Genomic DNA, 20,838 nt, shown 5'->3' with positions numbered 1-20,838 from the left:
TTTCTGTTTTGCTGCGTCTTACTTGCTTTACACCTAAAGCAGCTTCATTTTTTACCACTTTATTCCAGACTTTCGCTAAATCCCGTAGATCAAATGAATCTGCTGAATTAAGAAGTTCAATCTAGCTGTCCATTAATAATAGATATGGAAGAAAGTCTAATACCTTGTACAGCGCCACTAATCCCTATACTGTGCAACTGATTTTTCTTTCAATTGTGTTTGCTGTGCTGCATTTTTTACGAATTTAAGTTCAGCATCATCAGGATTGATAATGAAAATGGTTGTGTGTCTGAAATGATGGGAGTGAGAATAACATGGATCAATTATTGGCAGTAATGCGAGAGTTACGTGAAAAATGTCCATGGGATCAGCAGCAAACACCGCAAAGCCTGACCCGATATGCCATAGAAGAAGCCTATGAAGTTGAAGCAGCGGTACGGCAGGGCAAGCCAGAGGAAGTACGCGATGAGCTCGGAGATTTGCTTCTGCAAGTGGTGTTTCAGGCACAAATGTACAGCGAACAAGGCGCTTTTGATTTCAATGATGTGGTGAATGCCATTACCGAGAAATTGATTCGCCGTCATCCTCATGTATTTCAGGCAGAGCAATATTCACAATTGAGTGCGGAAGATGTCTCGATACTCTGGCAGAAAATTAAACAACAGGAAAAGCAGGGTAAAGCACAATCACGTTTAGATGAAATAAAACATGGACCTGCAATTCAGCAAGCACATGAAATTCAAAAAAATGCTGCGAAAATTGGTTTTGATTTTGCCGATGTGGCAGGCGCTTATGGCAAATTGAATGAGGAATTAGCTGAATTGCAACAAGCCATGCAAAAGCAAAATTCCGACGAAATATGCGACGAATTTGGCGATTGTTTATTTTCATTGATCAATGTTGGACGTAAACTAGGGCTTTCTAGTGAAATGGCACTGTTAAGTACCATTCATAAATTTAAAACACGTTTTGCTTTCATTGAAGATCAGGCTCAGCAACAACATAAAAATATTGAAGCCCTATCTTTAGAAGAAATGGATCTACTTTGGGAGCAGGCGAAAAAACAATTAAAATAATAGGTTTACCAATGAAAAAAATAATACTTATCCTGAAGGGGATTTCTTATCTTTTTAGTTTGCTGTCTTTATTGAGTATATCTAATAGTTATGCTCAACAGTTTGACCAGCAATATTTAAAATGGAAGACTGAACAGCAGGCCCACGATGCACGGTTAAAAATACCACGGGTCTCAACACGAGAGCACTATCTGGCTAAGCCTGCTTTAAACTCCACATCTTCAGCGACAAAGATTAATTTGAATCAGGCCAATGCTGAACAGTTACAAGAACTGTCCGGGATAGGTCAGAAGAAAGCGGAAGCAATTATTGCCTATCGGCAAAAAAATGGGAAATTTAAAAACATTGAAGAATTGCAACAGGTCAAGGGGATTGGACCTGCGCTATTTAGCAAGAATAAAGATCGTTTAGCTTTGTAATAGAAGGCAATAGATCCTTAAAATATCAAACAAAATATTGAGCATTGAGATAATCAAATTGCCCTTTGATTGTGTTAGAGATATGATTAGCGTCATCTTAGATATTTTACGTTCAGACGTAGGAGACAGCGTCTTTTGCAAACTTTGCGCGCGTCAAAATGTGGTTTATCAACCGCTCAATTACCTTCTTCCATATTAGATGTTATCGATGCTTTAACCAAGGCTGGCTATGAAGCTTATATCGTCGGTGGTGGTGTCCGTGACTTAATTTTAGGGCTAAATCCTAAAGATTTTGATGCGGTGACCAATGCAACTCCGGCTCAGGTGAAAGAAGTCTTCGGACGACGTTGCCGGATTATCGGACGACGTTTTGAGCTGGCTCATGTCTATGCTGGTCGTGAGCTGATCGAAGTTGCCACTTTCCGTGCACCGCCTAAAAAGGCAGTCACTTCTGCTTCAGGCATGATTTTACGTGATAATAATTGGGGCACGATTGAACAGGATTTTGCCCGCCGCGATTTTTCCATTAACGCGATGTATTACCAGCCGCGTAAAGGTATTGTGCTGGATTTCTGTCATGCCATTGATGATATAAAAAATAAAACCTTACGTTTATTGGGTGATCCAACCTTACGTTTTGAAGAAGATCCGGTGCGGATGCTCCGAACTTTGCGGTTCGCTGCAAAATTAAATTTTAGTATTGCGCCTGAAATTTTAGAGATTTTTACCCCTGAAATGACCCAGTTGCTGCGTGATATCTCTCCGCACCGTTTATATGATGAATCACAGAAGTTGTTCACCATGGGGCATTTGAACCGTGTGCTGCCGATGTTGATTGATTTTGATATTTGGCGTCAGCTGTTTGCAGACATCAGCCCGGATATCTCGACCTTTATTGAACGTGCTGCCATTAATACCGATCAGCGTATTCAAATTGGCAAAACCATCAACCCGGCATTCTTTTATGCGGTATTGTTGTGGAAACCGTTCTTAGAGCGTTGCAACTTTTATTTAAGTAAAGGTGTTGTTCCTGCAGAGGCAAGAGCACAAGCTGGTTTGGATGTTTTAAAACGTCAGGCCACCCGTACCATTATTCCACGTTTTGCAGAAACCTTTATTCGTGAAGTGTGGGAAATGCAAACGCGTTTGCTCAATCCGAAGCCGCAACAAATTCAGGCTTTATCAACCCATGCACGTTTCCGTGCCGGGTTTGACTTTCTGTTGCTGCGTGAGAAATCAGGTGACACCACCACCCAAGGCATGGGTGTGTGGTGGGATGCGTATCAACAGATGACGACGGACGAAAAAGAACGTGCCATTAGTCAATACAACCGTCAACGTGCAAAAAACCGTCGTAAAACTGCAACAGAAGATGTGGTAGAAACTAAATTGGTGGCTGTTGAGATTGAGCCATTGGTGAACGAGCCTGAACCGCGTAGCCGTCGTGAACGCAAGAGCCGGGCAAAACTGGAAAGACCGGTTCAAACTGTGTCGGCAGGCGGTTCCGAAATTGCCTCCGATCATCCAATTTTAAAACGCAAACGGGTCAAACGTGATTTAAGTCAGGTTGTTTTTGGACCGACACAATGATGACAGTAACCTATATTGGCTTAGGCAGTAACCTGGGTGATTCGCGTCAAATTTTGATCGAAGCAGTGCAGAAGCTGGCGACATTGGGAACAGTGAAAACCTCCAGGTTGTATCAAAGTCCTCCCATGGGACCTCAAGATCAGCCCAATTACTTAAATGCGGCTATACAGCTCATTACAGACTTGGAGCCACTAGCATTGCTGGATGAATTGCAGCGTTTTGAACAGGAATCAGGTCGAGTTCGACTGCGTCATTGGGGCGAACGGACTTTGGATCTGGATCTGCTCATTTATGGCGAAGAACAGATTCATAACGCGCGTTTGACTGTACCGCATATCGGTGTCATGGATCGTGATTTTGTATTGATGCCATTGCTTGATTTGGATGCAAATTTTCAACTCAAAGGCCAACTATTAAAAGATTTACCGCTATTGCAACATCCGTCGCTTACAGTGCTGGATGAAGGAAATTGGGCAAATATTTAATTTTTTGCATGACCGCTTGAGAAAGTCGTCATAAGAGGAATATCCGGATGATTAGTCTAAGTGACTTAAGAAAATTTAAAGCGCAAGGCCGCAAATTCTCCTGCCTGACTTGCTATGATGCGAGTATGGCGAAAGCAATGGAAATTGCTGAAATTGATACAATTTTGGTTGGTGATTCTTTAGGGATGACCATTCAGGGGTGTGATTCTACCTTACCTGTAACGGTACAGGATATGGCTTATCACACGGCAGCGGTTCGCCGTGGCAACCAGCATGCTTTTATTTTGACTGATTTGCCGTTTATGAGTTATGCCACACTGAATGATGCACTCATCAGTGCCAAACAGGTGATGCAAGCTGGCGCGCACATGGTGAAAATAGAAGGTGGTGCATGGCTGGCCGAAACGGTTCAGGTCTTGACCCGCAATGGTATTCCTGTGTGTGTACACTTGGGGTTGACTCCGCAATCCGTGCATGTCTTTGGCGGCTATAAAGTTCAGGCGCGTACCCGTGAAGCTGCCGATCAGTTGATTGCCGACTGTAAGGCAGTGGTGGAAGCTGGTGCTGCAGTCCTACTACTGGAATGTGTGCCGGCACAGGTGGGTAAGGAAATTAGTGAATTGTTTCCGCATACGCCTGTGATTGGCATTGGCGCGGGTGCGGATACTGATGGCCAAGTGCTGGTGGTGCAAGATATGCTTGGATTGACCGGTGGCCATGTGGCTAAATTTGTACGTAATTTTATGAAAGAACAAGCAGGAGAAACTGCAATTCTGGATGCTTTTAAAGCCTACCATGCTGCAGTCCAGGATCATTCTTTTCCTGCTAAAGAACAAACTTTTCAAGTTGAGCTGTAAACATGAAAACAGAAACTACCATTCAGGGATTAAGCGCGTCACTGAGTCCAGCTCGATCGGCACGAAAAATTATTGGTTTTGTCCCAACCATGGGTAATTTGCACGAAGGGCATTTAAACCTGGTGCGTGAAGCAAAAAAACTCTGTGATGTTGTGGTAGTCAGCATTTTTGTCAACCCGATTCAATTTGGGCCAAACGAAGACTTTGATAGTTATCCACGTACTTTGGAGCGCGATAGCCATTTGTTGGCCGATGTCGGCTGTGACATTATTTTTGCGCCTAGCGTTGAGCAAATGTATGGCAATAAGCCACGTTTAACCAATATTAGCGTGTCTGATATTACCAATGACTTATGTGGTTTACAGCGTCCGGGTCATTTTGATGGCGTGGCGGTGGTAGTCACTAAACTGTTTAATATTGTACAGCCAAATTATGCCTTCTTTGGGCAAAAGGACTATCAGCAACTGGCAGTGATTCGTCAGTTTGTACGTGACCTGAACATTCCGCTGGAAGTGATTGGTGTGCCAATTACCCGTGCTGAAGATGGTTTGGCGCTCAGTTCGCGTAATGGTTATTTGAGTGCAGAACACCGTGCCATTGCCCCGACCATTTACCAAAGTTTAAATGCGGCCGAAAAGCAATTGCACAGTGGTGTTAGTCTTGCGGAAGTGTTAGAAAATATGAAGCAAAAGTTGACACAAGCTGGTTTTATTGTGGATTATGTGGAAGCGCGTACTCCAGAATTACAAAAAATAGAAGCATTTGATCAGGATGTGGTGCTGTTTGTCGCTGCTAAATTAGGTACAACCCGTCTGATTGATAACTTGCAGGTTAAGCATACTGCATAGATTCTTGCTATAAAGGACAGCCTTGCCATGAAGCGTATTTTAATTGTTACAGGACAATCCGGATCTGGAAAATCATCTGCCCTGCAGGTGCTTGAAGATCTGGGCTATTACTGTATTGATAATTTACCGTTGGCATTGCTGCCGGAAATTGTGGAAAAGCTTGATCGTGACAATAATTTAGAACAACTGGCACTAGGCGTGGATGTACGCAGTACCCGCGCAGATTTACAAGAGTTTGACCATGTTTTTGAACAACTGCAGAAATATGGGTCGGTGGATATCATTTATTTGACTACACAAGATCAGGAACTGATTTCTCGTTTCAGTGCATCGCGACGTCCACATCCTTTAGCCAGCCGTTTTAAAAGCCTGACTGAATGTATACAGGAAGAAAAAACATTATTGCTTCCGATACAGTTGCGTTCAACGGTACATATTGATACCACCGATAAAAGCGTACATGATCTGAAACATACCTTGTTGTCTAAACTTGGACAATCAGATAATCTCATTTTAATTTTACAATCATTTGGTTATAAACACGGTATTCCGCTTGATGCCGATTATGTTTTTGACGTGCGTCATTTGCCTAATCCACATTGGGATCTGGAATTGCGAAAATATTCAGGTTTAGATTTGCCTGTGCAACAGTTTTTGCTGCAAAGTGAACAAACCAATGAGATGTTCCAAGACATTTATCACTTTTTAGATAAGTGGTTGCCTGCATTTGCAGAAGGGCATCGTCACTATATGACGGTATCCATTGGTTGTACCGGCGGGCAGCACCGTTCAGTATATATCGTTGATAGACTCAAAAAAGCCCTAGAGGAAAAATGGTCTATCCAAGTCCTACACAGAGAAATGAAGCACTGGTCATGATTGACACAACTGTTGATGTAATTAATAAACTAGGTTTACATGCGCGTGCGTCTGGAAAGCTAATTGAAGTGACCACCAAATTTCGTTCATCGATTCAAATTGGTAAAGGGAACAAATTAGTAGATGCAAAAAATATTATGTCCTTGCTCATGCTCGGTGCAGGCAAGGGCACAACTTTACGTTTAGTGCTTGAAGGCGCAGATGAAGAACAAGCTTTATCTGAAATTCAGGCACTATTTGCAGCAAAATTTTACGAGGCAGATTAATCGTGGCACGTCGACCGCAACAGCGTTTTACTGAAGATGACTTTGAATCTTTAGAAGGACGTGCAAGCAAAACCGAACAAAAAAAAGCAGTTCAGCGTATGGCTGCTTTAGGTGAACAACTGGCTGAATTGAGTCTTAAACAGATTCAGAAACTTCCTGTGGAAGAACGTTTAATTGATGCTTTGCTTGATGTGCGTAGTATTACTTCAGGTGAGGCACGTCGTCGCCAGTTTCTACGGATTGGTAAATTGTTGCGTAATGAAGATGAGGCAATGATTTTGTCTTATTTAACCCCGCAGCAAGGAGCAAAGAAGACAGCTCAATTACAGCGTTGGGTCGACCGCATGATCGCTCAAGGTGATCCGGTGATTAAAGAATTTATGAAAGCGCATAATGCGGCGGAGCATCATCCTATTCGTCAGCATATTTTGCGTATCCATCGTGATATGGCGAAGCAAGTGTCTGAAGAAGAGTTAGCTGCATCCAAATTAAAACTGTTTAACTATATTCAGCAAGTGGCATTAATTTCAGACAACTGATTTTTTTTTGTTTCATGATAGAAATAAAAAAGCGGCTCAATTGAGTCGCTTTTTTATGCCTTAATAATTTTCTCTTTGTATATTCCACGTTCTCCTTCCTCCTGGTAGGAGGAAGGTTGGGATGGAGGTTATTGAGATATTATTCAGAAAAAATTAATTAAACTCGCCTGTAGCTCGTTCTTTGGCCCAGTCACGCAAAATGAATTTTTGCAGTTTTCCGGTAGATGTTTTTGGAATTTCGGTAATCACCACATCTTTAGGTACTTTAAAACGGGCCAAATGTTGTTTGCAGAATTCAATCAGTTCTTCAGGCGTTGCTGTTTTGCCTTGTTTCAGTTCCACAAAGGCACACGGAACTTCCTGCCAGCGTGGGTCAGGTTTTGCTACCACGGCTGCGGTAAGCACTGCAGGGTGCTGGTACAGCACTTCTTCTACTTCTAGCGAGGAAATATTTTCACCCCCTGAAATAATCACGTCTTTGGAACGGTCAGTAATTTTTGCATAGCCATCCGGCTGGCAAACTGCTAAATCGCCAGTATGGAACCATCCACCAGCGAAGGCTTCTGCTGTGGCCTCAGGATTTTTCAGATAACCCTTCATCACAATATTGCCACGGAACATAATTTCGCCCATGGTGTGACCATCATGCGGAACTTCTTGCATGGTTTCAGGATCAAGTACTTTCATGCCGTCTTGTAATGGATATGGAACCCCTTGACGCGAATGCAACTGCGCTTGTTCTTGAATCGACAAATCACTCCAGCCCGCTTGTGATGCGCAAAGTGCAGAAGGACCGTAGGTTTCTGTCAGGCCATAGACATGAGTGACATTGATGCCGATATTACGCATACCTTCAATGATCGCTGCTGGAGGTGCTGCACCAGCCACCATCACTTCAACACGGTGTTCAATCTTGGCCTTTTTCTCTTCTGGTGTATTGATCAGCATCGACAGGACAATCGGTGCGCCACAGAAATAATCGACTTTATGTTCAGCAATCAATTTGAAGATCAGTTCAGCATCAACTTTACGCAAGCAAATGTTGGTACCGCCGTTAGCAGCCATGGTCCAGGCAAAACACCAGCCATTACAGTGGAACAGTGGCAGGGTCCATAAATAGGTGGCACGAGGCATCATACCGCAGGCAATGATATTGCTGGCTGCGTTAATGTAGGCACCGCGGTGGTGGTAAACCACACCTTTAGGGTTACCCGTAGTTCCAGAAGTGTAACTTAAGCTGATGGCATCCCATTCATCTTGCGGTAAATGCCATTCAAAGTTGGCATCGCCTTGAGCAATCCAGTCTTCATATTCAACTTGACCAATACGGTTGTCTTCCCCTTCAAACTCTTCATCGGCCACATCAATCACATAGATGTCTTGTGACACCAGTGCGAGTGCTTCTTTAGCGAGCGCAGTAAATTCAGGATCGACCAATAACACTTTGGTTTCAGCATGCTCAAGCATGAATGCAACTGTCTTGGCATCTAGGCGGGTATTCAAGGTGTTGAGTACAGCACCTGCCATAGGAACAGCAAAATGCGCTTCAAGCATGGCAGGGACGTTTGGCAGCAGTACAGAAACGGTGTCATTTTTACCGATGCCTAAGTTTTGGAGTTGGTTGGCAAACTGACGGCAACGATTGTATTTTTCACGCCAGGTAATACGGCGCTTACCGTGAATAATCGCATCTTGATTTGGATAGATATACGCTGCGCGATCCAGATAGCGTAAAGGTGACAACGCTACAAAATTTGCGGGGGTACGCGGTAATTCATCGTATGCGCTAACCATGTTAAAACTCCGTTATATATATTTATTTTGATATCCTTTTGAAAAAGATATGCATTTCTTGGAAATCTTGCATTTATGCTTTAGTCGAGTACTATTTAGCTATTTTTAAAACATTGAAAAATAAATAAAATATTTTGCAGTACTGATTTTTTTTGAACGCATGGGTTCCCATATTTGCTTTTTTAGGTATTTTACTCTAACTGGGCAATTAAAATAGTATCAGCCAAGGAATAATAATGAAAATACAACAGGCGAATAAAGGATGGCACAACTGGTCTGGAAGCCAGCAGGCTGATCCTGAAATTTTTCAACCTCGTCAGCTGAATGAACTCCAGCAACTGGTGAAATCGGATGCACAGATCCGTGCAGTGGGAGCTGACATTCGTTTAGTGCTTTGGCTAAAACGGATGAGATACTGCTGAATCTGATCATTTAAGAAGGCATGCTGGTCTTTGATGAGGCGAAAATGCAATGCACAGTGCAAGCGGAAACACGCCTGGAAGATTTAGGCAAATATCGTGCTCCAATCAATCAGGCACTACTGAATCAGGGCGATATTAATCAGCAAAGTCTGGCTGAACTGCAATGTGCCTTATGGATTGCCACGCCAGTCTTAAAAGTTTTGCGCCATAGCCAATTGCCGGGTCTTGAACTGCTGAATCATTTTCCGCATAAATATAAAGCCCTGTTTGTGTACGGTGGCTATTGGCAGGCCGGTTTATTTATCCTGAAAAAAGCAAGCAGCATCGCTTGTATGGCCGCAGTAGCAATCAGGAAATGCTGCTGGTGCCGAAATCCTGTGAGATTGATCGGGATGATTATGTGTTTTTAAGACCAACCCAGAGTGAAGCGATTATCCCGCAATTTGCGCAGCTCTATGCTTACGCAGAGGGTAAATTCGAAGCATGGGATTAGCTTTAGAGAATAAAAATGACAGCTGAAATCCCTAATTAGGGGGATGGCAGCACATTGGCAAATAAATTCAAAATCAGCCAAATCGCGAATTTTCTAGGTGAAAAGGTTTAATCCTGTGGATAAGACGTGTAAAATTCTAGGCGATTTTTATTTATCCACCGTTTTTATCTTTTGAGGTTCTGCCTTGATCATAATCTCGCGGTGACATGCCCTATGGTACGGGGCATCACTCCTTAAGGATTTTTTATGCCAATTATCACTTTGCCAAATGGCGATCAAAAACAATTTGATCAAGCCGTATCTGTGATGGACGTTGCACTTAGCATTGGTCCCGGTCTTGCAAAAAATACAGTTGCTGGTCGTGTAAACGATCGTTTGGTTGATGCGTCTGATCTCATCACCGAAGATGCAAGCTTACAAATTATCACGCCTAAAGATGAAGATGGTGTACACATCATTCGTCACTCTTGTGCACACTTGGTCGGCCATGCGGTTAAGCAATTGTTCCCAGAAGCAAAAATGGTGATTGGTCCAGTCATTGAAGAAGGTTTCTACTATGACATCTGGATGCCGCGTCCGTTTACTTTAGACGACATGGCAGCCATCGAAGAGCGTATGAAAAAGCTCATCGATCAGGACTATGATGTCATCAAAAAAATGACACCGCGTGATGAAGTCATTAAAGAATTTACTGCACGTGGCGAAGAATACAAACTCCGCTTGATTGAAGACATGCCTGAAGAAACACAAATGGGCTTGTACTACCATCAAGATTATTTGGATATGTGCCGTGGTCCGCACGTACCGAATACCAAATTTTTAAAATCGTTTAAGCTGACTAAAATCTCTGGCGCTTACTGGCGCGGTGATGCGAAAAACGAACAGCTGCAACGTATTTACGGTACAGCTTGGGCAGACAAAAAACAGTTAGCAGCTTATATCAAACGTATTGAAGAAGCTGAAAAGCGTGATCACCGTAAAATCGGTAAAGCGCTTGATTTGTTCCATATGCAGGAAGAAGCACCGGGTATGGTGTTCTGGCATCCGAATGGCTGGACCATTTACCAGGTACTTGAACAGTACATGCGTAAAGTTCAGCAAGACAACGGCTACCTTGAAATCCGTACCCCGCAAGTGGTTGATTTCACCCTTTGGGAAAAATCTGGACATGCTGCAAACTATGCAGACAACATGTTTACCACGCATTCTGAAAACCGTAACTATGCGGTTAAACCAATGAACTGTCCTTGTCACGTACAAGTGTTCAACCAGGGTTTAAAATCGTACCGTGATTTACCTGTACGTCTTGCAGAATTTGGTTCATGTCACCGTAACGAGCCATCAGGTTCATTGCACGGCATTATGCGTGTACGTGGCTTTACCCAAGATGATGCACACATTTTCTGTACTAAAGAACAAATTGGTCAAGAAGTTGCGGACTTCATCAAGTTAACCCTGGATGTCTATAAAGACTTTGGCTTTGAAGAAGTGCAAATGAAATTGTCGACACGTCCAGAAAAACGTGTCGGTGATGACAAACTTTGGGATATGGCAGAAAAATCTTTGGCAGATGCTTTAGATGCTGCAGGTCTTGCATGGGATCTTCAACCGGGTGAAGGTGCATTCTACGGTCCGAAAATTGAATTCTCATTGAAAGACTGCTTAGGCCGTATCTGGCAATGTGGTACTATTCAGTGTGACTTTAACTTGCCTGAGCGTTTGGATGCTTCTTATGTAACAGAAGATAACGACCGTGATCAGCCTGTAATGTTACATCGTGCAATTCTTGGCAGTTTCGAGCGTTTTATTGGTATACTGATTGAACACTACGCAGGCTTTATGCCACCTTGGCTGTCGCCAGTTCAAGCGTGTGTGATGAATATTACCGATTCGCAAGCTGAAGCATGTGAGTCAGTCGTCGCTAAACTTAAAGAAAGCGGTATTCGAGCAATTTCTGACTTGAGAAATGAGAAAATCGGCTTTAAGATTCGTGAACGTACTTTAGAGCGTATTCCTTACTTATTGGTTCTCGGGGACCGTGAAGTTGAGGAAGGTACAGTGAACGTGCGTACCCGCTCAGGAAAAAATTTAGGTACTATGTCAATCGATGCTTTCGTTGACTTAGTAAAAGCAGCCGTAGCCGAACGCGGCCGGTACATTGTGGAGTAACAGCGATTAAACAGCCTGACCGTAATCAACAGGGCGGTAACAAATCAAACCGTCCTGCCTTGAATGATGAAATTCGTGCAAAAGAAGTCCGTCTTGTAGACGAAAATGGCGAGCAAAAAGGTATCGTAAGCTTGGCTGATGCCTTACGTGCGGCAGAAAGCGTTGAGCTTGATCTTGTAGAGATCGTAGCAAATGCTGAGCCACCTGTTTGTAAAATCATGGACTTCAACAAGCATTTGTTTGATCTTAAGCAAAAGCAGAAAGAAGCGAAGAAAAAACAGCATCAAGTACAGGTGAAAGAAATCAAGCTACGCCCTGCGACTGATGTTGGTGATTACAACGTAAAATTACGTGCCATTATCAAGTTCCTTGAAGAAGGCAACAAGGTAAAAATCACTCTACGCTTCCGTGGTCGTGAAATGGCTCACCAACAACTCGGTCTTGCTCAATTGCAAAAAGTTGAAGCAGATGTAGCCGAATTCGGTGTAGTTGAACAAACACCAAAAATGGAAGGTCGTCAAATGGGTATGCTACTTGGACCAAAACGTAAAAAGTAAGCACTCATTGATTAGAAAAGCACTGCAATGGCAGTGCTTTTTTATGGCTGATTTTTGTGAGAAATACTAAAATTCTTATTATCTGGATATGGGCTTTATTGCGCCGTACTCTGCTTGCCTGCTTCAACAATGGGAATGTTGGCTTCAGTCGGTACGTAGATGATTTGTTGAATTCGCCCATCGCGTAATGCTTCACCAAAGGCGCCAATGAATTCCTGTTTACGATATTCAGGATAATCTTTAGCTGCTTGTCCAACCAGTTTAATCGCTTCAGCACGAAGCTTGGCGCTTTCCAGTTCTGCTTTAGCGACTTGCACCTGAATCATTTTGGATTGTTCCGCTTCTGCTAGTGCAGCTTGACCGTCCATGCCTTGCTTCCACACTTTATAATGCGGCCAGCCGAACAGCAAGAGAAGCACCAATAGCAAGAAAAAGAATAAGGCAATAAATAAGCTGATCGGGTTAAGCGGAGGCTGTCTTGTATAGTTCATGATAGACCTGTTTTATTTAAACTATTGTTTTGAGTTTTTAAGCGCTTTTTAGTCAGTATATGGCAAAGAAAATCTAGCGTATTTGAGGATTTTAGGAGGGTTATAAAAAAGACCCGTTATTGGCGGGTCTTTTTATCTTTTATTTGTCCTTTTCGGGTGAAGCGAGCTGTTCAGTGGCTTTAGCTCCAATTGGAATTTGGCGTGGCAGGGCTTCTTCAGGCACAGAACGTTGTAAGTCTATTTTCAATAAACCATTTTCATAATCGGCTTGTTGCACCTCTATATGTTCATCCAGACGTAGCGATAGTTTAAAGGAGCGGCTGGCAATACCTTTATGCAGAAACTCAACCGTTGTGTCTGAAGACTCATCCACTGCTTTACCAGTGATGGTGAGTACCTGATTTTCGATATTAATCTCGAGTTGATCCTGATTAAATCCGGCAGTGGCAACAACAATGCGGTAATTATTGTCGCCTGTTTTTTCAATATTATAGTGTGGGTAATTGGGAGTATCGCTTTGCATGGCATAATCGAATAGATCATTTAAACGATCAAAGCCAATACTCCGGCGGAATAAGGGACTAAGACTGAAACTGCTCATTGATAGAACCTCCTGAGTATCACGAAGTTTTATAAACAAGATAATAGGCTGTGTGCTATTGCATTCACAGATTTGAAGCAATCTTGGAAAAGATCATTGCTCTATTTTTTATATAAGTCTGTTTTGGGTATTTTCAATCGTTACAATAAAATGTTTTAAAGCATGAAAAAAATGGATAATGCCGTATTAAAATCATTATTTAGATAGGTATTTGGGCTTTTAAGCTTAAGCCAGAATTAAGATTTATCCATAAAAAACATGCTATAACTAAGTATATCGTTCAATAATGTGATGTAAAACGAAAAAGCAAAAGGTAGGAAACATGATTGATCTCTATTATTGGGGAACGCCCAATGGTCATAAAATTACAATAGCATTAGAAGAAATGGGTTTGGATTATCAAATTTTTCCCATCAATATTTTAGAAAATGATCAGTTTCAACCTGACTTTTTACGTATTTCTCCTAACAATAAAATTCCAGCGATTGTGGATCAGAATGGTCCGAATGGCGATGCGATTTCCATATTTGAATCGGGCGCCATTTTGCAGTATTTGGGCCGTAAAACCGGGCTGTATTATCCTACCGATGAACAGCAGCGTGTTGAGGTTGAGCAATGGCTGATGTGGCAAATGGGTAGTTTGGGGCCGATGCTGGGGCAGAATCATCATTTCGGCCGTTTTGCAGCTGAAAAAATTCCCTATGCAATTGAACGTTATATAGCTGAGAGCAAACGTTTATATGGCGTGCTGAATAAGCAGCTGATTGGTCAAAAATATGTGGCTGGGGAATATTCGATTGCCGATATGGCAATCCTGCCGTGGATTTTACGCCATGAATGGCAGCAAATTCAGCTTGAAGATTATCCACATGTGAAAGAATATGTAGATCGCCTGACTGCACGTCCAGCTGTGCAGAAAGCATTGTCGATTCGGGTAGACGGCTTAGCATAAATCGCAATTGTGTTAAGATGGCGGTATAGAAAAATAGACCACCCCAGCGGTGGTTTTTTATTGGATCAGCACCTTATGAAAGCATTCTTTTTAAATTCAACCCGTATTCTTGAACGAAATGCCAGAATCTACTGGAGTATCATTTTTGGTATAGCGGCTTGTCTAATCCTTTTTATTGCAGAAGCCGTGCACATCCAGAATTTTATGGCAACTTTAAATACGCAGGATCAAAATGCATTATACGCAGCTATCCAGCCTTTGACGCAGCGCTATAGCTATAGCCGTTATCTGATTCTGGTTTTAGCTTTGCTTTGGTCTGTTTATGAATATATCTCGACCAAGAAAAAACTCGGGCTTTAAACCGGTATCAACCTGATGCCGGCCTACCTGTTACTGTTTATTTCTGCTTTTGGTGCGGCCACTTTATTACCGTTACAGTCTGAAGCGGTTTTATTGGCTTTTTTGGCGGAGGGTAGTCATTCAGCTTTAGGGCTACTGTTTGTTGCAAGCTTGGGAAATATTCTGGGATCCTGTGTGAACTGGTGGCTGGGTTTTAAGATTGAACACTACAAAGACAAAAAATGGTTTCCGGTATCAGAGCAGCAAATGTTCAAAGCACAGGCGAAATATCACAAATATGGCTACTGGTCATTATTGCTGAGCTGGGTGCCGATCATTGGTGATCCGATTACCCTGATTGCCGGTTTGCTGAAAGAAAATTTTGCCCGATTTTTAATGATGGTTTCAATTGCTAAAATAGGGCGCTATTTATTTATCTATTTGGCTTTTAGTCTATTTTAAAAGAGAGATACTTGAGTATCTCTCTTTTTATTTTGTTTATTCACAGTGATTTAAGTCGAACTTAATCTCATCTTTAAAGCTGGATTTTTTATACAGCCATAAGGTCTTGGCAGTACGTTTTACCGTAACTTGACTATTTGATACAGCTTGAACGACCTGTTGATCTAAAGCATAAATACCTGAACCCTGTTTCACTTTCACTTTTTTCACATCGCCGTGTTTATTGACCTTAAAGGTGAATTTAACGCTACGATTGTGCCCGTTGAGCAATTCAGAATCGATGTCTAGCTGAGGCTGGGTCTGGTATGAAAAAGGTGTTTTTCTATTCTGCTGTTGAGCCTGCCAATTTTTCGATTCAAACTGATAGGGACAAGCTTCAGCATCCTCATCCTCCTGGCCTAATTTTAAACTAAAGGTTTGATAGCCAATGAGAGGTGTTGCCGTATCATTTTCCATATGCGGTTTGACATGCGCTTCACGCACGGCATTCATTAACAGGTTATCCAGATGCGTCAGTCCGGTACTTTCTTGTACGCTGGCTTTGGTAATACTGCCGGTTTCATCGGCATAAATACGAATAATGGCACTGCGGTTCTGGTCTTTTAAATCTTCATTTTTGTAGTTGGGGCGCGGAAATTTGGTCCACTGGATGCGCGTAGTCAAATGTGCGGGAAGGGCTGCACTTTTTTGAACGGCGAGTTGTTTTGCTGCTTTGGGTGCAGCGCTATAGACAGTACTGAACGGGAGGCTCAAGAGTAGAGAAAAACACAGTATTTGTTTCATAAATATTTATTTCTTAATCAAACCAGATCGTGCGGCAGGAGTGGAATATTGTTAGTGCGAAGTATTTCCTGAATTGGAAATACTGGCAAGTCTAAAAATTCAATTAATTTTCATGATCATGCACTTTAGTAATATCGACACCAAATAAGTCCTGGGTTTTTGCCCAGCTCATGGCCACCACCACCATGGTCATGCAGCCGCCAAATACAGTTGCCATAATGGTGCCCATATATTTTGCCGCCAAACCGGATTCAAAAGCGCCCAGCTCATTGCTGGATGATACAAACATGCCATTTACTGCTGCGACACGACCACGCATATTTTCAGGCGGGTAAATTTGTAGAATGGTTTGCCGGATAACCACGGAAATACTGTCACAGGCACCAGTCATGGCCAAGGCAAACAGCGATAGCCACATATTGTTCGAGAAGGCGAATAGTAGCGTGAATATCCCAAACCCGGCCACTGCAAGCAGCATGTTGCGCCAGGCATTCTGGGTCGGTGGAAATCTGGTTAAGGCAATCATGGTGATGAGTGCACCAATGGAAGGAGCAGCACGCAAATAACCCAAACCTTCAGGCCCGACTTTTAAAATGTCTTCAGCAAAAATCGGCAATAAGGCAATCACGCCGCCAAACAGTACTGAAACCAGATCCAGTGAAATGGCCCAGAGCACAATTTTGGTTTTCCAGATAAAGCGGAAACCATCACCCAAACTTTCCAGTAAATTGTCTGTTTCAATCTTGGGAAAACTGCGTTTTTGCAGCAGGTTAATCAGGATAAAACAGATGGCCAAGAGTACTGCTACCGAAAGTAAACTAGTTTCACGACCTAAAAATGCCAGCATAAAACCACCAAGCATAGGCCCAATAATCACGCCACTTTGCCAGCCAATTGTGGTCCAGGTTGCACCATTGGCATAGAGTTCACGTGGGATCAGAAAAGGTTTTAATGATGTTGCAGACGGATTGTAAAAACCGCGAATGGTGCCCAAGCCAAAAATAACAGCATAGATTCCCCAAGACAGGGTATTCACCTGAATTTGACCCAAGCCATAAGCATGAAAAAGCCACCATAAAATCAGAGGCAGAGGTAAGGCAAAAAACAGACAAATTTTCATGATGGTCTGTTTATTAAAGCGGTCAGCAAAATAGCCGCCCCATAATGACAAGGCAATAAACGGAATCGCTTCGGCAAGTCCAATTAAACCGAGGGTTAAAGGGTCTTTGGTAATCTGATACAGTGAATAGGCGACAATAATTTCTTGAATTAAAATAGCGAGAGTAAGGCAGAACTGGTTGATCGTCACAATGGAAAAGTCACGATAACGCAGGGCTGCAAAAGCATCCTGTGCAGGGTTCATAGGAGTCCAGTATTCTTATGTTGTGATAATTATAATGCCGAATAGTTGATTTATTAATAAAAACATCCCGCTTTGAATAGTGAAAATAAGTCTAAGTGAAGTCGATGATCGGTGCGCTATTTTCAGCATATGTGCTTTTGTTTTAAGCAAAGATGCTTTAGAATACTGGCTCCCTTACCTGCAGGTCGTTTTGTAATGGTGCAAACGAGCCGAACAGGTGTTCAAAAGAGGTTGTTATGCCTAAGATGAAAACTCGCCGTGGTGCAGCTAAACGCTTTAAAGCGACTGCTAACGGTTTTAAGCGTAAACAAGCGTTCAAACGCCACATTTTGACCAAAAAATCTGCTAAGCGTATTCGTCAATTACGCGGCTGTGTAATGGTTCACGTCAGTGACGTTGCTTCAGTTCGCCGTATGTGCCCATACATCTAAGGAGATTTATAAATGGCTCGTGTAAAACGTGGTGTACAGGCTCATCGCCGTCATAAAAAAATTCTTGCTCGTGCTAAAGGTTACTATGGCGCTCGCTCACGCGTTTATCGCGTTGCGTTCCAAGCAGTAATCAAAGCAGGTCAATACGCTTATCGTGACCGTCGTCAAAAGAAACGTCAATTCCGCGCTTTGTGGATTGCACGTATCAATGCCGGTGCTCGTCAAAATGGTTTGTCGTACAGCCGTATGATCGATGGCTTGAAAAAAGCTCAAGTGATCATCGACCGTCGCGTACTTGCTGACATCGCTATGCATGACGCAGTTGCATTTGCTGCTTTAGCTGAAAAAGCTAAAGGCGCATTAGCTGCATAAGTCTTTTAAGACTTAAAAAAAGACCGCTTTTAGCGGTCTTTTTTATTTTCGGCTTTAAAAATATCCCTTATTCATTCAGGGTTATTTTGAGGGTGAAATATAGGGCGGTTCGCTCAGTTCATTTTAATCAAATCTGCGTTTGGGAAAGCCCGATAATAAAAATAAACCAATCGCAGCAAAGCCAATCGCCTGAATGGCAAGCATCAGTTTATGCTGTGCTGGCAGTACTGACATCAAGCTGATTAAAGCCATTAGCGGCATGATCAAAATAAGAATTGCAAAACCTTTTTTATAGGGATTATCTACAGCAATTTTTAAGTTTAAAGCCCTTAATCCATGTACGGCCATACCAATCCCCACACTGATCCCGGTAAACACAGCTGAAAGTGGCTGTACAGTAGAGCAGAGATAAATGATCACACAAGTTGCAATGCAAACCATCAGTTTAAGTTGACGGCTACATTTGTCTGAATACCAAAATTCCAGCATTATTTTTTGCTCATCTCAAGAATCATTTTTATTCAGTAAAGATAAAGGCGAAAACAGGCAAATGGCCAATGCCATAAAACCAATGCCTTGGGCACCCGGAATGAGAATTTCTCCATTCTGCATATGCATGAAAATCAGCGCAAGTAACAGGGCAATTGGAATCCAGACCAATAGCCGGTAGAACAGGCCGGTCGGATTTTTTGCAGCAAAATGAATTTTGCAGTAACGGCAAATCAGGAAAATAATCCCTGTACCCATGAACATCAGGATGGCATCCGGTTTTAAAGGTTTCATCCAGTACAGCACGCCTGTTGCAATCGCGATGATTACAAAGATCAGCAGTTTACGGAGGATGGAAACTTTAGGATTAAACCAAAATTCAAGCATATTGTTCTGATAGATAAATGAGAGCTAATGGCACTTTAGCAAAAATGGCAATAAAAAAGCGAGGCTTTTGCCTCGCTAGAAATTAAGAATTTTTATTTGGGCCCCAATCATAGATTTTCTTCTGATAGGCATACCACATCATCCACAGGCCAATCAAAATCATCGGTACAGTCAGGAACTGGCCTTTACTCATCCAGCCAATGAACAGCTGACCATTATCGGGTTCACGGAAAAATTCCACCACAAATCGCGCAATCCCGTAACCGATCAGGAATAAGGCTGAAACCGCCATCCGTGGGCGAGGTTTTGAACTGAACCACCACAACACAATAAACAGAATTAAACCTTCAGCTAATGCCTGATAAAGCTGGGAGGGATGACGCACCAGTTGCAGCGGGTCGTTGGGGAAGATCATCCCCAGTGCAAAATTTGGATCAGTGACCGGACGGCCATACAGTTCACCGCCAATGAAGTTGCCAATACGACCGAACATTAGGCCAGTCGGAACGCAGGGTGCAATGAAGTCTAAAGTCTGAAACCAGGTCATCTGATATTTTTTGCACCAGAATAGCATGGCAATCATGACACCCAGGAATCCGCCATGGAAGCTCATGCCACCTGTCCAGACCTGGAATAGCCATAGCGGATTGGCCAGGAACTGCTCAAAGCCATAAAAGAACACATAGCCTACACGTCCCCCCACCACGACCCCTAAAGCGCCATAGAAAATCAGGTCTGAAACCATCTCGGGTGTCCAGCCATCACGCTGTTTGGTTCTATAAGTTGCCAGTCCCCAGGCAAATAAAAATGCCAGTAAATACATCAATCCATACCAGTGGACTTGTAATGGTCCCAGCGATACCGCAACCGGGTCTATATTCGGATAGCTCAGCATTCCTGTTCCTTGTCATTATGTTTTGCACAGATTTTAGCTGAAACCAAGGAAAAATGTTGTACATTCAATGTGTAAAGATAAAGAGCATGAATTATGTGTATTGTAGCTTTAGCTTGGCAAGTTCTGGATGATACACCGCTGTGTCTGATTTCCAATCGGGATGAATTTTATCAGCGGCCGAGTTCGGCATTACATTGCTGGGAAAACAGTCCGATTATTGCCGGAAAAGACCTGCAGTCGGGTGGTACTTGGATGGGAATTACTGCATCAGGTCGCTGGGCAGTACTGACCAATTTTCGGGATGCTAGCGATAAAACACAATATCCGACTTCACGCGGCCATCTTATTCAGGCCTTTCTGGAATCCGATCTGGCTCCCATCCGCTTTGCCCAAGCATTGGAAAAACGCCAGTGTGATTATGCCGGTTTTAACCTGTTTGTCGGTGATCAGCATCAGGCGGTTTATATGAGTAACCGCGGCGAGGCACCGCAGGTTTTGGCCAAGGGCGTGTATGTGGTCTCCAATGGTTTAATGACCGAGCATTGGGAAAAGACCCGACATCTGCGTAAACGCTTTACTCAGGAATTTTTGCCGATGTTACAGCAGGCAGATATAGCCGAAGCCGATCTTGATTTTACGGTGTGGGACATTCTGGAAGATGAACGAAAAATTATTCCGGAACTTTTGCCCCAAACCGGTATTAGTGTGGAGATGGAAGAATTACTCTCTTCTACCTTTATTCAAAGTCCGGTATATGGCACACGTTGTTCCAATTTTTTAAGGCTGAAAAATGATCTCTGGCTGTGGCAGGAAAAATCTCAGCAAGGTGAAACCCAAGGCAATATTATCCAGATTGATTTGCCTTTAAATGAATAAAAA

At 42.8% G+C, this 20,838-nt stretch carries 26 protein-coding genes and 1 pseudogene; 19 read left to right on the top strand and 8 right to left on the bottom strand.

The annotated features are described in order from the left end of the window. Positions 1–314: 314 nt before the first annotated feature. From mazG to yjgA, 9 genes are all read left to right on the top strand, one after another. Positions 315–1,076 carry a nucleoside triphosphate pyrophosphohydrolase gene (gene mazG, locus B9T29_RS10325; protein WP_086175847.1) on the top strand — a complete coding sequence of 254 codons (762 nt, stop codon included), beginning with the start codon at positions 315–317 and terminating at the stop codon, positions 1,074–1,076. Positions 1,077–1,087: 11 nt separating this feature from the next. Then, on the top strand, positions 1,088–1,495 hold the full coding sequence (locus B9T29_RS10320; RefSeq protein WP_086175866.1) for a ComEA family DNA-binding protein: 408 nt from the start codon (positions 1,088–1,090) through the stop codon (positions 1,493–1,495). Between the two features lie 135 nt (positions 1,496–1,630). Next, positions 1,631–3,085: a polynucleotide adenylyltransferase PcnB gene (pcnB, locus tag B9T29_RS10315; RefSeq protein ID WP_086175846.1), complete on the top strand. Its 1,455-nt coding sequence runs from the start codon at positions 1,631–1,633 to the stop codon at positions 3,083–3,085. Further along, positions 3,085–3,570 carry a 2-amino-4-hydroxy-6-hydroxymethyldihydropteridine diphosphokinase gene (gene folK, locus B9T29_RS10310; RefSeq protein ID WP_171264029.1) on the top strand — a complete coding sequence of 162 codons (486 nt, stop codon included), beginning with the start codon at positions 3,085–3,087 and terminating at the stop codon, positions 3,568–3,570. Before pcnB ends, folK begins: the two co-directional genes overlap by 1 nt. 47 nt (positions 3,571–3,617) lie before the next feature. Then, on the top strand, positions 3,618–4,427 hold the full coding sequence (gene panB / locus B9T29_RS10305) for a 3-methyl-2-oxobutanoate hydroxymethyltransferase (RefSeq protein ID WP_086175844.1): 810 nt from the start codon (positions 3,618–3,620) through the stop codon (positions 4,425–4,427). Between the two features lie 2 nt (positions 4,428–4,429). Beyond that, positions 4,430–5,275 (top strand): pantoate--beta-alanine ligase, encoded by an 846-nt coding sequence (gene panC, locus B9T29_RS10300; RefSeq protein WP_086175843.1) that lies wholly within the window; start codon positions 4,430–4,432, stop codon positions 5,273–5,275. Between the two features lie 27 nt (positions 5,276–5,302). After that, positions 5,303–6,154: an RNase adapter RapZ gene (gene rapZ, locus B9T29_RS10295; RefSeq protein WP_086175842.1), complete on the top strand. Its 852-nt coding sequence runs from the start codon at positions 5,303–5,305 to the stop codon at positions 6,152–6,154. Continuing rightward, positions 6,151–6,420, top strand: a complete 270-nt coding sequence (locus tag B9T29_RS10290; RefSeq protein WP_086175841.1) for an HPr family phosphocarrier protein — start codon at positions 6,151–6,153, stop codon at positions 6,418–6,420. The genes rapZ and B9T29_RS10290 overlap by 4 nt, the downstream gene beginning before the upstream one ends. A 2-nt stretch (positions 6,421–6,422) precedes the next feature. Beyond that, the gene (gene yjgA, locus B9T29_RS10285; protein ID WP_086175840.1) at positions 6,423–6,959 is read left to right on the top strand and encodes a ribosome biogenesis factor YjgA; all 537 of its coding nucleotides are present in this window, start codon (positions 6,423–6,425) and stop codon (positions 6,957–6,959) included. Between the two features lie 153 nt (positions 6,960–7,112). Here yjgA and B9T29_RS10280 read toward each other — a convergent pair whose 3' ends face one another. Further along, entirely contained in the window at positions 7,113–8,753 is a 1,641-nt protein-coding gene (locus B9T29_RS10280; RefSeq protein WP_086175839.1) for an acyl-CoA synthetase, read from the bottom strand. 236 nt (positions 8,754–8,989) lie between these two features. On the opposite strand from B9T29_RS10280, the gene B9T29_RS16835 reads away from it, so the two are divergent. The 4 genes and pseudogenes from B9T29_RS16835 to infC all read left to right on the top strand — a co-directional run bounded on the left by B9T29_RS16835 (position 8,990) and on the right by infC (position 12,394). After that, positions 8,990–9,175 (top strand): hypothetical protein, encoded by a 186-nt coding sequence (locus tag B9T29_RS16835; protein ID WP_086175838.1) that lies wholly within the window; start codon positions 8,990–8,992, stop codon positions 9,173–9,175. A gap of 155 nt (positions 9,176–9,330) precedes the next feature. After that, positions 9,331–9,668: pseudogene (locus B9T29_RS10270) on the top strand (hypothetical protein); the annotation flags it as partial. A 246-nt stretch (positions 9,669–9,914) separates the two neighbouring features. Continuing rightward, positions 9,915–11,837 carry a threonine--tRNA ligase gene (gene thrS, locus B9T29_RS10265; RefSeq protein WP_086175837.1) on the top strand — a complete coding sequence of 641 codons (1,923 nt, stop codon included), beginning with the start codon at positions 9,915–9,917 and terminating at the stop codon, positions 11,835–11,837. Positions 11,838–11,896: 59 nt separating this feature from the next. Next, positions 11,897–12,394, top strand: a complete 498-nt coding sequence (infC, locus tag B9T29_RS10260; RefSeq protein WP_413772757.1) for a translation initiation factor IF-3 — start codon at positions 11,897–11,899, stop codon at positions 12,392–12,394. A gap of 95 nt (positions 12,395–12,489) precedes the next feature. On the opposite strand, the gene B9T29_RS10255 is transcribed toward infC, so the two are convergent. Beyond that, a complete protein-coding gene (locus tag B9T29_RS10255) occupies positions 12,490–12,885 on the bottom strand; it encodes a hypothetical protein (RefSeq protein ID WP_086175835.1) in 396 nt (131 codons plus the stop codon). Positions 12,886–13,024: 139 nt separating this feature from the next. Next, the gene (locus B9T29_RS10250; protein WP_086175834.1) at positions 13,025–13,486 is read right to left on the bottom strand and encodes an Hsp20 family protein; all 462 of its coding nucleotides are present in this window, start codon (positions 13,484–13,486) and stop codon (positions 13,025–13,027) included. A gap of 322 nt (positions 13,487–13,808) precedes the next feature. Between B9T29_RS10250 and B9T29_RS10245 the strand changes: the two genes are divergently transcribed. The 3 genes from B9T29_RS10245 to B9T29_RS10235 all read left to right on the top strand — a co-directional run bounded on the left by B9T29_RS10245 (position 13,809) and on the right by B9T29_RS10235 (position 15,239). After that, the gene (locus B9T29_RS10245) at positions 13,809–14,438 is read left to right on the top strand and encodes a glutathione S-transferase N-terminal domain-containing protein (RefSeq protein WP_086175833.1); all 630 of its coding nucleotides are present in this window, start codon (positions 13,809–13,811) and stop codon (positions 14,436–14,438) included. 75 nt (positions 14,439–14,513) lie between these two features. Beyond that, positions 14,514–14,798: a hypothetical protein gene (locus B9T29_RS10240; protein ID WP_086175832.1), complete on the top strand. Its 285-nt coding sequence runs from the start codon at positions 14,514–14,516 to the stop codon at positions 14,796–14,798. A gap of 15 nt (positions 14,799–14,813) precedes the next feature. Then, complete coding sequence (locus B9T29_RS10235; protein ID WP_086175831.1) at positions 14,814–15,239, top strand: YqaA family protein; 426 nt, start codon at positions 14,814–14,816, stop codon at positions 15,237–15,239. Between the two features lie 36 nt (positions 15,240–15,275). Here B9T29_RS10235 and B9T29_RS10230 read toward each other — a convergent pair whose 3' ends face one another. Beyond that, positions 15,276–16,022, bottom strand: coding sequence for a TonB family protein (locus tag B9T29_RS10230; protein ID WP_086175830.1), 747 nt, complete (start codon positions 16,020–16,022; stop codon positions 15,276–15,278). A 103-nt stretch (positions 16,023–16,125) separates the two neighbouring features. After that, on the bottom strand, positions 16,126–17,385 hold the full coding sequence (locus B9T29_RS10225) for an MFS transporter (RefSeq protein ID WP_086175829.1): 1,260 nt from the start codon (positions 17,383–17,385) through the stop codon (positions 16,126–16,128). A gap of 236 nt (positions 17,386–17,621) precedes the next feature. Between B9T29_RS10225 and rpmI the strand changes: the two genes are divergently transcribed. Continuing rightward, a complete protein-coding gene (gene rpmI, locus B9T29_RS10220; protein WP_004278281.1) occupies positions 17,622–17,816 on the top strand; it encodes a 50S ribosomal protein L35 in 195 nt (64 codons plus the stop codon). Positions 17,817–17,828: 12 nt separating this feature from the next. Then, positions 17,829–18,188 carry a 50S ribosomal protein L20 gene (rplT, locus tag B9T29_RS10215; RefSeq protein WP_004867327.1) on the top strand — a complete coding sequence of 120 codons (360 nt, stop codon included), beginning with the start codon at positions 17,829–17,831 and terminating at the stop codon, positions 18,186–18,188. Positions 18,189–18,311: 123 nt separating this feature from the next. Here the strand turns inward: rplT and B9T29_RS10210 are convergent, their stop codons facing one another. From B9T29_RS10210 to lgt, 3 genes are all read right to left on the bottom strand, one after another. Continuing rightward, positions 18,312–18,677, bottom strand: coding sequence for a hypothetical protein (locus B9T29_RS10210; protein ID WP_086175828.1), 366 nt, complete (start codon positions 18,675–18,677; stop codon positions 18,312–18,314). 15 nt (positions 18,678–18,692) lie between these two features. Further along, complete coding sequence (locus B9T29_RS10205; protein ID WP_086175827.1) at positions 18,693–19,064, bottom strand: hypothetical protein; 372 nt, start codon at positions 19,062–19,064, stop codon at positions 18,693–18,695. Positions 19,065–19,146: 82 nt separating this feature from the next. After that, positions 19,147–19,959: a prolipoprotein diacylglyceryl transferase gene (gene lgt, locus B9T29_RS10200; protein ID WP_086175826.1), complete on the bottom strand. Its 813-nt coding sequence runs from the start codon at positions 19,957–19,959 to the stop codon at positions 19,147–19,149. A gap of 93 nt (positions 19,960–20,052) precedes the next feature. Between lgt and B9T29_RS10195 the strand changes: the two genes are divergently transcribed. Continuing rightward, the gene (locus B9T29_RS10195) at positions 20,053–20,835 is read left to right on the top strand and encodes an NRDE family protein (RefSeq protein ID WP_086175825.1); all 783 of its coding nucleotides are present in this window, start codon (positions 20,053–20,055) and stop codon (positions 20,833–20,835) included. Positions 20,836–20,838 lie beyond the last annotated feature (3 nt).

The organism is Acinetobacter sp. ANC 3903, from assembly GCF_002135315.1.
Taxonomy (GTDB): Bacteria; Pseudomonadota; Gammaproteobacteria; order Pseudomonadales; family Moraxellaceae; genus Acinetobacter.
Note: the sequence above shows the minus strand (reverse complement) of the source record. Positions and strands in the feature narration are given on the sequence as shown.